The organism is Streptomyces sp. NPDC005141, from assembly GCF_053599975.1.
Genome location: NZ_JBSFYW010000073.1, coordinates 1 through 14281, shown reverse-complemented (window position 1 = coordinate 14281; position 14281 = coordinate 1). Strand labels below are relative to the sequence as shown.

The following is a 14281-nucleotide window of genomic DNA, read 5'->3' as shown; positions in this document are numbered from 1 at the left end:
GCTCCGCGGAGGAACGATCCCGAACGGCTCCCGCTGCCGTGATCGTCAGGGCCTGTCGGTGCCTGGCTCCGGCTTCGGTTTGTGGCCGGGACGTCGTACGCCGGCCGTGCGGCCCACGAGCATCGCCAGCGCGAGCAGCCGGCGCCAGTCCAGGGTGGGCTGGACCGCGGGGACGCCCGGCCGCTTCTTCGGGACGCGGACGCGGAGTACGCCCGGCTCGACACGGCAGCGCACCGGGGTGGGCAGGATCATGGCCTCGCCGTCGATGCCGACCTCGAGTTCGTGGCTGTCGCCGCCGACGACCACTTCGCGCGCGGTGAGGACCGCGAGGCCCTGCGGGTCCGGGGAGAGCAGGAGGGCGGCGGCCTCGACGGCGCTGTCCACCTTGACGCCGAGGATGCCGAGCAGTCCCGAGTCGAGCCGCTCGCGGCGGCCCAGACCGGCCGGGTCGTTCGTGCGGTAGGGGTTGTTGCTCACCAGCAGCGCCTGCGGGGCCTCGAGCGTGGTGCCGGCGGCCTGGGCGGTCAGCTGCGGTCCGCGCTGGCGGGTCAGCAGGTCCGGAAGGAGCTGCAGGATGGTGCCGATCTTGTCGTCGCGGTAGGCGGGATCCTGGACGACGGCGGCGTACGCGCCGAACGAGGCGTTGTTGACGAAGGGATGCTCCCCGGCGAAGCCGAGGTCCACCCGGAGTTCGACCCCGTCCGTCAAGGCGTCGAGGCAGGTGGCGGGGTCGTCGCGGTCCAGGCCGAGGTCCATGGCGAAGTGGTTGCGGGTGCCGGCCGAGACGACGAGGAACGGCAGACCGTGTTCGGCGGCGACGGCCGCGACGAGCGCCTGCGTCCCGTCGCCGCCCGCGACGCCGAGGAGATCCGCTCCGTCCGCGACCGCCCGACGGGCCAGCTCGGTGACGTCCTGATGGTGCTCCGGGTCGAGGAGGACGACGCGCGCGCCGAGCCGCTCGGCCTTCTCCACGAGCCCGAACCGCTCCACCTTGCCGCCGCCGGACCGGGGATTCATCAGGACGAAGGGACGCCGTGGCGGTGGGGTGCGGTGCTCCTTCATGGGCCGGACACGGCCGCGGGCGCTCCGCAGCGCGTAGCGGCCGCTCCACACCGCGAGGATCCACAGCACGGGGGACAGCAGCAGGGTCCACAGCAGGGTGACCGCGAGGACCACGATGACGGCGATGGGGACGGCGACCGCCAGCAGCCCCGCGATCCAGCGCGCCGGTCCGCGCCGGGTCAGCGTCCACCACAGGGCCGCCGCCGCGACGGCCATGCCCGCGAGGGCGGCGAGGAGGAGCAGGAACCCGCGTACGCCTCCGAAGACGAGCGGCACCGCCACGGCCAGCGCCGCCGCGGCCAGCGAGGCCCTCGCCGCCCACCGTTCGCGGGCCGGCGGCCCCGTCTCCGTGCTCATCGTTCCTCCACTGGTCGGTCCCTCCCGCGCCGCGGCCTCCGTACGGGAGTCTCCGTACAGGAGTCGCCGCTGTGCCGGTCACGCGAACAACCAGATGCCCGTGCGGTGGACGTCCATGTCCGACGTGCTGGGGACGGCCCGTACGGGGCCACGCTGCCACGAGCCGGGCTCCGGCACCACGAGACGGCATGTCATCGGGTCCGTCTCCGGGTCCGTTCGCGGCCGGACGTCAGCCGGGCGTGGAGTCGGCGCGCCTCGCCGACGGGCCGGGGCGGGTGCGCGCCTCCGGCGGAATCAGGGCGCCGTGCCCGGCGCCGCAGACGACCACCGTGCGCACCTCCTCGCCGCAGTCGGCGTGCACGACCTCGAGGGGCGGACCTTCGGGGTCCGCCGTGTAGCGGTCGCCCCATTGCTTCAGGGCGATCATGGCGGGCCACAGTTCCCAGCCCTTGCGGGTGAGCCGGTACTCGTTCCGGGTGCGGCTGCCCGGTTCGCTGTACGGAACGGTCTCCAGGATCCCGGCGGCGACCAGCTTCCGCAGCCGGTCGGCCAGCACGCTCTCGGAGAGCCCGACATGCCGCCGGAAGTCCTCGAAGCGCCGTACGCCGTTCATGGCGTCGCGCAGGACCAGCATCGACCATTTCTCGCCGACCAGGTCGAGCGTCCGCTGGACCGTGCAGTTCTCGGTACTCGTGTCGAGCCACGTCATGGGCCCCATCGTAGGCTGGCTGTGACATTGACATCCAGGTGTCGGACTGGCTAGCTTCGAAAAGCAAAGCCAGATCGGGGAACGTCGAGGGAACAGGGAGCGTCATGGGCAGGTCTCGCACGTACGACTGGGAGGACCCGACCGTCTCCGCCGCCGCGGTCGGTCGGTACAGCGGCCTCGACTTCCTCCGTGAGATGCAGGCCGGACGACTCCCCGCCCCGCCGATCTCGGCGACCCTCGGCATGACCCTCGAAGAGGTCGAGCACGGACGGGTGGTCTTCTCCCTGGACCCGGGGGAGGAGCACTACAACCCCATCGGAAGCGTCCACGGCGGCATCTACGCCACCCTGCTCGACTCCGCGGCGGGCTGCGCGGTGCAGTCCGTGCTGCCCCGGGGCACCGGATACACCTCACTCGACCTGACCGTGAAGTTCCTGCGGCCGATCACCGTGGACACCGGCAAGGTCCGCGCGGTCGGCACCGTCGTCAACAGCGGCCGCCGTACGGCCCTCGCCCAGGCCGAACTCTTCGACGCGGCCGACCGGCTGCTCGCCCACACCACCAGCAGTTGCCTGCTGTTTCCCGTCTGAGAAACCTTCGCCGGGCCGACCCACCGCCACGGGGATACCGTGGCGGTGTATGAGGACGAAGCTGCCCATGGATGCCGTGCCGCGCCTGACGGGCGCGGTGGTGCTCGGCGCTCTGGTCGGCGTGGCCGTCGGACTGCCGACCGACGTCATCCTGGGCCTGCTGGCCGGGATCGCCGCCACCGAACTGTTCTTCGTCCTGGCGGGCTGGGTGGTGCTGTGGCCGATGACCGCCGCGGCCACCCGCGGCAACGCGCGGCGTGAGGACTTCCGGCCCCTGACCGACGAACTCGTGGTGGTCATGGTCGCCCTGTGCGGGCTGTTCGCCATCGTGCTGCTGCTCGTGCGCGGCGAGTCCGGCAACGTCCACGCCGCGGCTGTGACGGCGCTGTGCGGGGTGTTCATGGCCTGGGCCGCCCTGCACCTGATGTACGCCACCCGTTACGCCTACCTGTACTACGAGGCCGACGGCGGCATCGACTTCAACGCGGACGACCCGCCGGCATACCGCGACTTCTTCTACTTCAGCTACAACCTCGGCATGACCTATCAGGTGTCCGACACCGACGTCTCGAGTTCGGCGATCCGCTCGATCGTGCTGAGGCACTCACTCCTGTCGTACGTCTTCGGCACCAGCATTCTCGCCACGGCCATCAACGTCGTCGTGGGAATCGTGAGCGGCTGAGGGCACCGGCGGCACGCCCCGTTCCCGTGCGGTTTCCCCCGGGACGAAGCAGGATGGGAGGAAGAACCGACCGGTCCGCGTACGACGGACACCCCCGCGTCTCCTGAGGAGGCCGACCCTTGGCCGAGCCACAGGCTGTGATCTCCCGACCGGCCAGGGCCACCGTGTTCCTCGTGGTCACCGTCACGCCGGGGCACGAGGACACGGTCCGCGGCCTGCTGGAGGACGTCTCGGGGCTGCGCCGTTCCGTCGCCTTCCGGGCGCCCGGCGACGAGTTCGGCTGCGTGGTCGGCATCGGATCGGCGGCCTGGGACCGGCTGTTCAGCGGGCCCCGCCCCCAAGAGCTGCACCCGTTCGTGGAGTTGACGGGGAAGCGCCACCGGGCCCCGTCCACGCCGGGAGACCTCCTGTTCCACCTCCGGGCCCGCCGGATGGACCTCTGTTTCGAACTGGCCCGGCTGATCATGGAACGCCTGGACGGCGCGGTCACGGTGGTCGACGAGGTCCATGGGTTCAAGTACTTCGACGAGCGCGATCTGCTCGGTTTCGTCGACGGCAGCGAGAACCCCGAAGGGCGGCCCGCTGTCGAAGCCGTGATCGTCGGCGACGAGGACCCCGCCTTCGAGGGCGGCAGTTACGTGATCATCCAGAAGTACCTGCACGACCTGCGGACGTGGCAGGCGCTGCCGTCGGACGAGCAGGAGAGGGTCATCGGGCGCACGAAGCTCGCCAACGTCGAACTCCCCGACGACATCAAGCCGGCCGACTCCCATGTCGCACTGAACACCATCACCGACGAGGACGGCAACGAACGCAAGATCGTGCGGGAGAACATGCCGTTCGGCACCCTGGGAGAAGGCGAGTTCGGCACGTTCTTCATCGGATACGCCCGCACGCCCGAGGTGACCGAGCGGATGCTGCGGAACATGTTCCTCGGAGACGGCCGGGCCCCGCACGACCGCATCCTCGACTTCTCGACCGCGATCACCGGATGCCTCTTCCACGTGCCGACCGTCGACTTCCTCGACGACCTCCCCGCCGCTCCGGGCGAACAGGCGGCGGACCTCCCCGCCGGTTCCGGCGAGCCGGCGGCGGACGGCTCACTGGGGATCGGCAGCCTCAAAGGAGCCTGAACATGACCACGCCCGACGGCACCGGCAACCTGCACCGTGAACTCGCCCCCATCACGCCCGCGGCATGGGCCGAGATCGAGGACGAGGCGCGCCGCACCTTCCGGCGCAACCTCGCAGGCCGACGCGCCGTGGACGTCTCGGGCCCCGACGGCGCGGAACTCGCGGCCGTGGGGACGGGCCACCTGTCCGGCATCGACGGGCCGTCACCCGGTGTCGCCGCACGGCTGCGCCAGGTGCAGCCCCTGGTCGAGCTGACGGTGCCGTTCAGGGTGAGCCGTGCCGCCGTCGACGACGTCGACCGGGGCGCCAAGGACTCCGACTGGCAACCGGTCAAGGACGCCGCCCGCACCATGGCCTTCGCCGAGGACCAGACCGTCTTCAACGGATACGCGGCGGCCGGCGTCGACGGTCTTCGCGCACGCACCTCCAACCCCGTGCTCCGTCTTCCCGCGGAGCCGCGCGACTTCCCGGACGCGGTCAGCCACGCCCTGAGCACCCTCCGTCTGGCAGGCGTGCAGGGCCCGTACGCGCTGCTGCTGGGGGCCGAGGCGTACACGGCGGTCAGTGAGACCTCCGACCACGGCTATCCCATCGCCGCCCACCTCGGCCGGATGCTCGACGGACGGCTGATCTGGGCACCCGCCATGGAAGGGGCCTTCCTGCTCACCACCCGGGGCGGCGACTACGAGCTGCGGCTCGGTGAGGATCTCGCCATCGGCTACACGGCCCACGACTCCATCGGCATCGACCTGTACTTCCGCCAGACCCTGACCTTCCTGGTCCACACGGACGAGGCCGTGGTGGCTCTCGACCCGTGGAGCGACGCGAGCGCGGACACGGCCTGACCCTGCCGGGAGAGGGGTCCGACCCCCGTTCCGTCATGCCGGGAAACGGGGCTGGACCGGATTTGCTGTCCGTTCCCCGAATCCCGTCAACACACGTTTCCCCGCGCCGAGTTCCCCGTTCTCGAGGGAATTTCCGCAGGCCATGGGCCTGGTGTCGCGGACGCCCGCTCCGGTTGCGGAGCAATAGGCGCCGCGAAATGGTGGAAGGACTCACACCGCACCGGGAGCTGCCCATGTCGATGTCGTCGTACGGTTTCGGCGCGTCCGAACCCTTCGGTGACTTGCTGAACCGCTTCTTCGGGATGTCGCCCGCGTCATCACCCCCGGCGGTGCAGCGAGTGCCCATCGGACGGCTGCTGACAGAGTCCTCGCAGGAACTCCTCAACCTGGCCGCGCAGCGTGCCATGCAGGACGGCTCGTCCGATCTCGACACGGAGCACCTGCTCTGGGCCGCCACGCGAGTGGAACCGTCGCGCTCGCTGCTGGCCCGGGCGGACGTGGACCCCGACACCCTCGCGTCCCAGCTGGCAGAGGTGCTTCCCCGGGAGAGCAGCGAACCGTCCTCGGAACCGGGCCTCACCCCGGCGGCCAAACGCACCCTCGCCGCCGCGTACGCCCGCTCGCAGGCGGCCGGAGTGTCCTACATCGGCCCCGAGCACATTCTCGGCGCCCTGCTGGGTGACGCCGACACCGGCGCCGCCCAGCTGCTGCGCGCCGACGGGCAGGACGCGCAGAAGCTGGCGGGCCTCACGGAACGGACGGCCCGCCCGGACAGCCGCCCCGCCGAGCCCGACAAGCCCGCCACGACCCTGGACGAGTTCGGACGGGACCTCACGGAAGAGGCGAAGGCCGGTCGGCTCGACCCGGTGGTCGGGCGGGCCGAGCAGATCGAGCAGACCATCGAGATCCTCTCGCGACGGTCCAAGAACAACCCCGTGCTCATCGGGGAGCCGGGCGTCGGCAAGACCGCGATCGTCGAGGGACTCGCGCAGCGCATCGTGTCCGGCGATGTTCCCGACACCCTGAAGGGCAAGCGCGTCGTCTCGCTCGACCTGTCCGGCATGGTGGCGGGTGCCCAGTACCGCGGCCAGTTCGAGGAGCGGCTGAAGAAGGTCATCGAGGACGTCCAGGCGTCGGACGGGGAGATCATTCTCTTCATCGACGAACTGCACACGGTCGTCGGCGCGGGTGCGACGGGCGAGGGCTCGATGGACGCGGGCAACATGCTCAAACCCGCGCTCGCCCGCGGAGAACTGCACGTGGTGGGTGCGACGACCATCGACGAGTACCGCAAGTACGTCGAGAAGGACGCCGCGCTCGAACGGCGCTTCCAGCCGGTGATGGTTCCGGAGCCGTCGGTCGAGGAGACCGTGCAGATCCTGGAGGGGCTGCGCGACGCGTACGAGGCGCACCACCAGGTCCGCTTCGCCGACGGAGCCCTGGCCGCCGCGGCGGAACTCTCCGACCGGTACATCAGCGACCGGTTCCTGCCCGACAAGGCGATCGACGTGATGGACCAGGCGGGCGCGCGGGTGCGGCTGCGCAGCGCCGGCCGCTCGACCGAGGTCGCCGAACGCGAGGACCGCGTCGCGAAACTGCGCCGTGAACGCGATCAGGCCGTCGCCGCCGAGGACTTCGAGCGGGCGGGAGAGCTGAAGGGGCGGATCGCCGAGGCGACGGGTGAGCTCGCGGGGATCGAGGAGCGGCGCGCCGGTGTCGTGTCCGTGACCGCCCGCGACATCGCGGACGTCGTCTCCCGGCGCACCGGGATCCCGGTCTCCCAACTCACCGCCAGCGAGAAGGAGAAGCTCCTCAAGCTGGAGGAGGAGATGCACTCCCGTATCGTCGGCCAGGACGAGGCGGTCACCGCCGTCTCGCAGGCGGTACGCCGCAATCGGGCGGGCATGGGCGATCCGAACCGCCCCGTGGGTTCCTTCCTTTTCCTCGGTCCGACCGGCGTGGGCAAGACGGAGCTGGCCAAGACCCTCGCGGAGCTGCTGTTCGGCGACGAGAGCCGCATGATCCGCTTCGACATGAGCGAATTCCAGGAGAAGCACACGGTCGCGCGTCTGGTCGGAGCGCCTCCGGGATACGTCGGTTACGACGAGGCGGGCCAGCTCACCGAGAAGGTCCGCAGGCAGCCGTACAGCGTCGTCCTGTTCGACGAGGTGGAGAAGGCGCACCCCGATGTCTTCAACACGCTGCTCCAGATCCTCGACGACGGGCGGCTCACGGACGGCCAGGGCCGCACCGTCGACTTCCGGCACTGCGTCGTGATCATGACGTCCAACATCGGCGCCCACCGCATCCTCGACCACAAGGGGCAGGTGTCGGAGCTCAAGGACGTGCTGATGGACGAGCTGCGGACCCGGTTCCTGCCCGAGTTCCTCAACCGTATCGACGACATCATCATCTTCCACAGCCTCACCGAGGACGACCTGGCGCAGATCGTCGGTCATCTGCTCGGGCAGAGCGAACGCCGGGTGCACGCGCAGGGTATGAAGCTCGAGGTGACGGAGGCGGCCAAGAAGCTGCTGATCGCCCATGGTCACCAACCGGAGTTCGGCGCGCGCCCGTTGCGGCGCACGGTCCAGACGGAACTCGACAACAGCATCGCGGAGCTGCTGCTCGGTGGCGAGGCCGAACCCGGCGACACGATCGTCGCCGACGAACGGGACGGCTCCGTCCACTGCACCGTGCGCAAGGACGCCTCGGGCGACGGCACGGAGGCGGAGCGGGGCGACGGGCAGGCCGCCGGCGAGGCGGAGAACGAGTAAGGCACGTACGACGAAGGACGGGACGGAGGACTCCTGACATCGAAGGCGTACCCGGGCGCGTGAACGCCGGGTAGTCAGTTGAGGAGGCGGCGCATGACGCACCACAAGTCCAACCGGGATGTCGAAGGTGATCCGGAGCACGCCCACAACAGGGGAATGCCCCTGCGGGCGGACGACGACGAGCTGTTCGCGCGGACGCAGCGCGAGCGGCGTGAAGCCGGTCTGGTGGCCGGTCCGACGGAGGACCCCGAATCCGCGTACAGGAGAGAGCGCGAGGAGATCGATCTCGAGGTGGGCGCCGGCCGGATTCCGACCGGCAATGTCACCCGGCGGTCCCGGGACCCCTTCCCGCCCTCCCGCTACGAGAACTAGCGGGGCTGGTACGAGAACTGGCGGGGCCGGTCAGCCGCTGCGGTCGGGCGACTCGCCCAGGGAGACCACCACGGCGCTCTCGGGTCCGTCGGGTGCCTCGAAACCCATGGTGTCTCCCGCCCGGTGGCCGAGCAGCGCGCTGCCGAGCGGGGAGTCGGCCGTGACGAGCGTCCGGTCCAACACCGCGGCGGTTTCACCGATTTGCACGGTCTCCACCGTGCCGTCCGAGAACCGCACCGTGACCGTGCTGCCCACGCCGACCAGGTCGGTGGGCGGTGGACCGGCCACCTCCGCCTGGCGGAGGCGTGTGGTGATGTCGGAGATACGGTCGTCCAGCCGCCGGAGGTCGTCGGCGCGCTGCAACTCGTCCGCTTCGTCGGCGCTGTCGCCCACCTCCGCGTCGGAGTCGCGCAGGGTCGCCGCGACCGTTCCCCGCTCGGTGCGGAGATCGGCGAGTTCCTGCTCGAGAGCGTGCCGGGCAGCTTCGCTGATCGGCGCGGGTTCGCTGGGCATGCCTGCTCCTGGGGGTGCCGAGGGGTGAGCCGAATTGGACTATTGACAGCATATCTGTTCAATTCAGTGTGATATCGGGTCGAATCGCGACGATATGTGATGTATGGAATCGTGGGTCCCCGGAGTTCAGGACGCTTCCCGATGTCCTGCGAGTGAGGGAGGTTCCCATGTCCTCGAAGCGCCGCCGGAAGAAGAAGAGCCGCCGTAAGCACGCCGCGAACCACGGGAAACGCCCCCAGTCCTAGGCTCGGTGAGACTCTTGAACGCATCCCAGGACGGCCTGGAGCCCCGCGTGGGGCCCGACCCCCAGGGTGAACCGGAATTCCATCCGTACCATCACCCCGCCGCCGGCTGGGGTGCGGCCAAGAGCGTGAGCCGCTTCCTGGTGCGCGAACGCGCCCTCGTGGACGGCCCGCGGGCGATCATGCGCATGAACCACGAGAACACCGGCTTCGACTGCCCGGGATGCGCGTGGCCCGACGACACCAAGGGCCTGCACCTGGACATCTGCGAGAACGGCATCAAGCACGTCACCTGGGAGATGACGGGCAAGCGGGTCGGCCGCGAGTTCTTCGCCGCCCACTCGGTGACCGAACTCTTCGGCTGGAGCGACTACGCCCTGGAGGACCAGGGCCGGCTGACCGAGCCGATGGTCTACGACCCGGAGTCGGACCACTATGTGCCGATCAGCTGGCGCGACGCGTTCGAACTGGTCGGCCGTGCCCTGCGGGAGCTGGACGATCCGAACCGGGCGTCGTTCTACACGTCCGGCCGCCTCGGCAACGAGGCCACGTTCCTCTATCAGCTGATGGCCCGCGAACTGGGCACGAACAACCTGCCCGACTGCTCGAACATGTGCCACGAGGCCAGCGGCCGCGCTCTCCAGGCGTCGCTCGGCACCGGCAAGGGGACCGCCGACCTCAAGGACTGGGAGACCACCGACGCCCTGTTCATCATGGGCGTCAACGCCGCCTCCAACGCGCCCAGGATGCTCACCGCCCTGGCCGAGGCCTACCACCGCGGCGCCCAGATCGTGCACGTCAACCCGCTGGTCGAGGCGGCCGCCACCCGCACCATCGTTCCGCACGACTTCACGGACATGGCCCTCTTCAAGTCCACCCGGACCAGCACCCTGAACCTCCAGCCCCGCATCGGCGGCGACATGGCGCTCCTGCGCGGCATGGCCAAGGCGGTCCTGGAGCAGTCCGGTACCGACCCCAAGGCCGTCGACCAGGAGTTCATCGACCGCCACACGGCCTACTTCGACGAGTACCGCGCGGTGTGCGAGGCCACGTCCTGGGACGAGATCGAGCTGCAGTCCGGGATCGACCGGGACGGCATCCTCAAGGCGGCCCGGGTGTACCGCGACGCCGACCGCTCCATCATCAGCTGGTGTCTCGGTCTCAGCCAGCACGAACACGGCGTCGACACCGTGCGAGAGATCGTCAACCTCCTTCTGCTGCGCGGCAATCTGGGCCGCGAAGGCGCCGGTCCCTCCCCGGTGCGCGGCCACAGCAATGTCCAGGGCAACCGGACGTGCGGCATCGACCACCGGCCCGGTGAGGAGTTCCTGGACCGGCTGGCCGAGGTCTGCAGGATCGACCCGCCCCGCGAGCACGGCCTGGACACCGTGGCCACCATCCAGGCCATGCACCGCGGCGATGTGAAGGTGTTCGTCGGCATGGGCGGCAACTTCGCCCTCGCTGCGCCCGACACCCCCTACACCTACGCGGCGTTGCGCAACTGCGACCTCACGGTCCAGGTGAGTACCAAACTCAACCGCAGCCACCTCGTCCACGGCCGCCGGGCGCTCATCCTGCCGTGCCTGGGCCGGACCGAGAAGGACCACCAGCGAGGCGGCGTCCAGAGCACCTCGGTCGAGGACTCGATGAGCATGGTCCATCTGTCCGTCGGCATGAAGCGCCCCGCCTCGAAGCACCTGCTGTCCGAGCCCGCCATCATCGCCGGCATGGCCCGCGCGGCCCTCCCGGACAGCGACACCCCGTGGGAGTGGTACATCGAGGACTACGACCGCATCCGGGACACGATGGCACGGACCCTCGACGGGTTCGAGGACTGCAACCGCCGTGTGCGGCTCCCGCTCGGCTTCCGCATCAAGCAGCCGGCCCGCGAACTGGTCTTCCTCACTCCGACGGGACAGGCGGAGTTCTCCACGGCCCCGCTGCCCGACGTGGTCCCCGCCCCCGGCACGCTGGCGCTCGGCACCATGCGCTCCCACGACCAGTGGAACACGACGATCTACTCCGACAACGACCGCTACCGGGGCGTCAAGAACCTGCGCACGCTCGTCTTCATGAACGAGGACGACATGCGGGAACGCGGCATCTCCGAGTTCGCTCCGGTCGACATCGTCAGCACCGCGAAGGACGGCAGCCACCGCAATCTGGACGGCTACCTGGCCATTCCCTACGACATCCCGCGCGGCTGCGCGGCCGGCTACATGCCGGAGATGAACGTGCTGTGCGCGATCGGCGACTACAGCGTCCAGAGCGACCAGCCCCTGATGAAACACGTCAAGGTCACGATCGCACCGGCGAGTTGAGCGCTCGCGCTCCCGGGACGGGTCCGGGTCCGAGGGCGGGCGCGAGGAGCCGGCTCAGAGCCAGTGGCGTCGTTTGAAGATGAAATACAGGCTCACGCACACCACGCCCATCAGGCCGACGGCGAACGGGTAGCCGAACCGCCAGGTCAGTTCCGGCATGTGGTGGAAGTTCATGCCGTAGATGGTGCCGACGAGGGTCGGGGCGAAGAGGATGGCGGCCCACGAGGAGATCTTCTTGATCTCCTCGTTCTGTTCGAAGCCCGCCTCCGCCAACGCGCGCATCTCGGCGTTCTGTTGCTGGGTGACCAGCGTCGCGTTGACGGTGAGGATGTCGGTGAGGGCCTGGCGGAAGCCGTCGACGCGTTCGCTGGTGTGGGTGACGTGGTCGGCGACGTCGCGGAGATAGCGCTGGAGTTCCTCGTCGGTGCCGTACTTGGCGAAACCGGCCATCAGGCTGTGCAGCATGCTGACCAGGGGGCGGGTGGCGCGCTGGAACTCGACCATCTCGCGGGAGAGTTCGTAGATGCGGCGCGAGACCGCGGGGTCGCCGCGGAAGACTTCGGTCTCGATCTCGTCGATGTCGTTCTGGACCCCGGTGACCACCGGGACGTAACCGTCGACGACGGAGTCGAGGATCGCGTAGAGCACGGCCTCCGGGCCGAGTCTCAGCAGGTCCGGGCTGTCCTCCATGCGGCGGCGCACCGCCGAGAGGTCCGGTGCCGCGCCGTGCCGGACCGTGATCACGAAGTCGGGCCCCACGAACACGTGCAGCTCACCGAAGTCGACCTCCTCGACCGCGTCGAGATAGCGGGCGGCGCTCAGGACGACGAAGAGTGTCTCGCCGTAGCGCTCCAGCTTCGGACGCTGATGCGCCTCCATCGCGTCCTCGACGGCCAGCGGATGCAGATCGAACTCGGCGGCCAGCGAGAGGAGTTCGGTCTCCGTGGGACGGGCCAGGCCGATCCACGCCATGCCGGCCGGCTGCTCGCGCAGCTCACGGAAGGTCTCGGCCAGCGAGGCGGGGGTCGACACCCGTACCCCGTCGCGGTACAGCGCCGCCTGGACGACGCTGGCGACCTCGGCGGGTTCGGGCGCGGGCGGGGCGGCGTCCGGTGCCGGAGGCGGCGCGGGCGGCGCGGACGGCGGGGTCAGGGCGCGCCGCCAGACGGACATCCGGCCGGCCTTCGCACCCTTCGGGTCCCCGGAGTTCTCCGACTCCGCGGGGCTGTCCGTGGCCCTCGTGCCCTTCCGGCTGTTCGAGGCTGAGCGGACGCGTCGCTCGGACATCGCGGCTGCCTCCATGGTCGACCGTACGTCTGTGTGATCACGGAGCAGGATATACGGGGCAAACGATCCCCGGGTGTTCGGCGGCATCGTGAGCGTGACGAGAGTTGCGGACAGAAGGTGTCCGCGAGCGGCGCTAGCGTGCCGAGTATGACGAAGACGACCGCGACGGCCCCCGTGCTCGGTGCCCGTGCCCTCAACCGCGCGACCCTGGACCGTCAGCTCCTGCTGCGTCGCTCCCCGCTGTCCGCGACGGCCGCGGTCGGGCACCTCCTCGGCCTCCAGGCGCAGAACGTGAAGCCGCCGTACTACGCCCTCGCCGCGCGGGTGGAGGGGTTCCGGCCCGAGCAGTTGTCGGCCGCCATGGACGCGCGCCAGGCCGTCCGGATCGTCACCATGCGCTCCACCATCCACACGCACACCGCCGAGGACGTCCTCACCCTGCGTCCGCTGGTGCAGGCCGCACGCGACCGTGAGCTGGGCCAGTTCCGCAAGGGGCTCGCCGGTGTCGACCTGGACCGGCTCGCCGTGGTCAGCCGTGAGCTGGTGGAGGCCGAGCCGCGCACCATGAAGCAGCTGCGGGAGGCGCTGCTCACCGAGTGGCCGGACGCCGACCCGTTCGCCCTCTCCATCGCGGCCCGCTGCACCCTGCCGCTCGTCCAGGTCACCCCGCGCGGTCTGTGGGGCCGGAGCGGCCAGGTCGCCCTCACCACCGCCGAGCACTGGCTGGGCCGGCCCGCCGAGCCGGCTCCGGCTCCGGACGCGACCGTGCTGCGCTATCTCGCCGCCTTCGGCCCCGCCTCGGTCAAGGACATGCAGACCTGGGCCGGTCTGACCCGGCTCCGCGAGGCCTTCGAGCGTCTCCGGCCCCGGCTCGTCACGTTCCGTGACGAGAACGGGGTGGAACTCTTCGACCTCCCCGACGCGTCCCGCCCGGACGCGGAGACCCCGGCCCCGCCCCGCTTCCTGCCCGAGTTCGACAATCTGCTCCTGTCCCACGCAGACCGCTCCCGGGTCGTGCCGGCCGACCTCAAGGGGCGCACCTGGCAGGGCAATCAGGCCTACTGCACCCTGCTCGTCGACGGATTCCTGTCCGGCCTGTGGAAGCTGGAGGAGGGCGCTCTCGTCGTCGAACCCTTCGGCAGGCTCACGAAGGCGCAGCGCGACGAGGTCGCGGCCGAGGGGGAGCGGATGCTCGCGGCGATGCACGAGGGGGAGGGGTACGACGTCAGGTTCGGCAAGGTCGCGCGGCCCTGAGGCCGCCGCACCTGTGCGGAGTCGCGCGGAATGAGGTGCCGGCGGACGGACGGGGCACCGCGGGGAAGCCGTCCGCCGGCAAGCGCGAGGGGCGTGGAAGTGGATGAGGGGCGTTGCGGGCCGCTCGTGGAGGCCCG

13 protein-coding genes are annotated in these 14281 nt (G+C 70.2%); 9 read left to right on the top strand and 4 right to left on the bottom strand.

Going from position 1 to position 14281, the window contains the following annotated elements:
* Positions 1 to 45: 45 nt before the first annotated feature.
* Positions 46 to 1419, bottom strand: coding sequence for a diacylglycerol/lipid kinase family protein (locus tag ACWD68_RS36125; RefSeq protein WP_451810692.1), 1374 nt, complete (start codon positions 1417 to 1419; stop codon positions 46 to 48).
* A 229-nt stretch (positions 1420 to 1648) separates the two neighbouring features.
* Positions 1649 to 2128 (bottom strand): winged helix-turn-helix transcriptional regulator, encoded by a 480-nt coding sequence (locus tag ACWD68_RS36120; protein WP_451810691.1) that lies wholly within the window; start codon positions 2126 to 2128, stop codon positions 1649 to 1651.
* A 104-nt stretch (positions 2129 to 2232) separates the two neighbouring features.
* On the opposite strand from ACWD68_RS36120, the gene ACWD68_RS36115 reads away from it, so the two are divergent.
* From ACWD68_RS36115 to ACWD68_RS36090, 6 genes are all read left to right on the top strand, one after another.
* A complete protein-coding gene (locus tag ACWD68_RS36115; RefSeq protein ID WP_451810690.1) occupies positions 2233 to 2718 on the top strand; it encodes a PaaI family thioesterase in 486 nt (161 codons plus the stop codon).
* Positions 2719 to 2767: 49 nt separating this feature from the next.
* Positions 2768 to 3400, top strand: a complete 633-nt coding sequence (locus ACWD68_RS36110; protein ID WP_451810689.1) for a DUF1345 domain-containing protein — start codon at positions 2768 to 2770, stop codon at positions 3398 to 3400.
* A 119-nt stretch (positions 3401 to 3519) separates the two neighbouring features.
* Positions 3520 to 4533: a Dyp-type peroxidase gene (locus tag ACWD68_RS36105; RefSeq protein ID WP_451810688.1), complete on the top strand. Its 1014-nt coding sequence runs from the start codon at positions 3520 to 3522 to the stop codon at positions 4531 to 4533.
* A gap of 2 nt (positions 4534 to 4535) precedes the next feature.
* On the top strand, positions 4536 to 5378 hold the full coding sequence (locus tag ACWD68_RS36100) for a family 1 encapsulin nanocompartment shell protein (protein WP_451810687.1): 843 nt from the start codon (positions 4536 to 4538) through the stop codon (positions 5376 to 5378).
* A 233-nt stretch (positions 5379 to 5611) separates the two neighbouring features.
* A complete protein-coding gene (locus ACWD68_RS36095) occupies positions 5612 to 8155 on the top strand; it encodes an ATP-dependent Clp protease ATP-binding subunit (RefSeq protein WP_451810712.1) in 2544 nt (847 codons plus the stop codon).
* A 93-nt stretch (positions 8156 to 8248) separates the two neighbouring features.
* Positions 8249 to 8527, top strand: a complete 279-nt coding sequence (locus tag ACWD68_RS36090) for a hypothetical protein (RefSeq protein ID WP_451810686.1) — start codon at positions 8249 to 8251, stop codon at positions 8525 to 8527.
* A 30-nt stretch (positions 8528 to 8557) separates the two neighbouring features.
* Here ACWD68_RS36090 and ACWD68_RS36085 read toward each other — a convergent pair whose 3' ends face one another.
* Complete coding sequence (locus ACWD68_RS36085; protein ID WP_451810685.1) at positions 8558 to 9040, bottom strand: GreA/GreB family elongation factor; 483 nt, start codon at positions 9038 to 9040, stop codon at positions 8558 to 8560.
* 167 nt (positions 9041 to 9207) lie between these two features.
* Between ACWD68_RS36085 and ACWD68_RS36080 the strand changes: the two genes are divergently transcribed.
* Together ACWD68_RS36080 and ACWD68_RS36075 are read left to right on the top strand one after the other, a co-directional pair.
* Complete coding sequence (locus ACWD68_RS36080; RefSeq protein WP_373287922.1) at positions 9208 to 9285, top strand: 50S ribosomal protein bL37; 78 nt, start codon at positions 9208 to 9210, stop codon at positions 9283 to 9285.
* A 14-nt stretch (positions 9286 to 9299) separates the two neighbouring features.
* Positions 9300 to 11603, top strand: a complete 2304-nt coding sequence (locus ACWD68_RS36075) for an FdhF/YdeP family oxidoreductase (protein ID WP_451810684.1) — start codon at positions 9300 to 9302, stop codon at positions 11601 to 11603.
* A 54-nt stretch (positions 11604 to 11657) separates the two neighbouring features.
* Here ACWD68_RS36075 and ACWD68_RS36070 read toward each other — a convergent pair whose 3' ends face one another.
* Positions 11658 to 12776 (bottom strand): magnesium and cobalt transport protein CorA, encoded by a 1119-nt coding sequence (locus ACWD68_RS36070; RefSeq protein WP_451810711.1) that lies wholly within the window; start codon positions 12774 to 12776, stop codon positions 11658 to 11660.
* 261 nt (positions 12777 to 13037) lie between these two features.
* On the opposite strand from ACWD68_RS36070, the gene ACWD68_RS36065 reads away from it, so the two are divergent.
* Entirely contained in the window at positions 13038 to 14144 is a 1107-nt protein-coding gene (locus tag ACWD68_RS36065) for a winged helix DNA-binding domain-containing protein (protein WP_451810683.1), read from the top strand.
* Positions 14145 to 14281 lie beyond the last annotated feature (137 nt).

Excerpts from the sequence above, each read along its gene's own strand:
- ACWD68_RS36125 (WP_451810692.1), bottom strand. The coding sequence starts at position 1,419 with ATGAGCACGGAGACGGGGCCGCCGGCCCGCGAACGGTGGGCGGCGAGG.
- ACWD68_RS36100 (WP_451810687.1), top strand. The coding sequence starts at position 4,536 with ATGACCACGCCCGACGGCACCGGCAACCTGCACCGTGAACTCGCCCCC.
- ACWD68_RS36070 (WP_451810711.1), bottom strand. The coding sequence starts at position 12,776 with ATGTCCGTCTGGCGGCGCGCCCTGACCCCGCCGTCCGCGCCGCCCGCG.
- ACWD68_RS36095 (WP_451810712.1), top strand. The coding sequence starts at position 5,612 with ATGTCGATGTCGTCGTACGGTTTCGGCGCGTCCGAACCCTTCGGTGAC.
- ACWD68_RS36090 (WP_451810686.1), top strand. The coding sequence starts at position 8,249 with ATGACGCACCACAAGTCCAACCGGGATGTCGAAGGTGATCCGGAGCAC.
- ACWD68_RS36115 (WP_451810690.1), top strand. The coding sequence starts at position 2,233 with ATGGGCAGGTCTCGCACGTACGACTGGGAGGACCCGACCGTCTCCGCC.
- ACWD68_RS36120 (WP_451810691.1), bottom strand. The coding sequence starts at position 2,128 with ATGACGTGGCTCGACACGAGTACCGAGAACTGCACGGTCCAGCGGACG.
- ACWD68_RS36110 (WP_451810689.1), top strand. The coding sequence starts at position 2,768 with ATGAGGACGAAGCTGCCCATGGATGCCGTGCCGCGCCTGACGGGCGCG.
- ACWD68_RS36065 (WP_451810683.1), top strand. The coding sequence starts at position 13,038 with ATGACGAAGACGACCGCGACGGCCCCCGTGCTCGGTGCCCGTGCCCTC.
- ACWD68_RS36085 (WP_451810685.1), bottom strand. The coding sequence starts at position 9,040 with ATGCCCAGCGAACCCGCGCCGATCAGCGAAGCTGCCCGGCACGCTCTC.
- ACWD68_RS36080 (WP_373287922.1), top strand. The coding sequence starts at position 9,208 with ATGTCCTCGAAGCGCCGCCGGAAGAAGAAGAGCCGCCGTAAGCACGCC.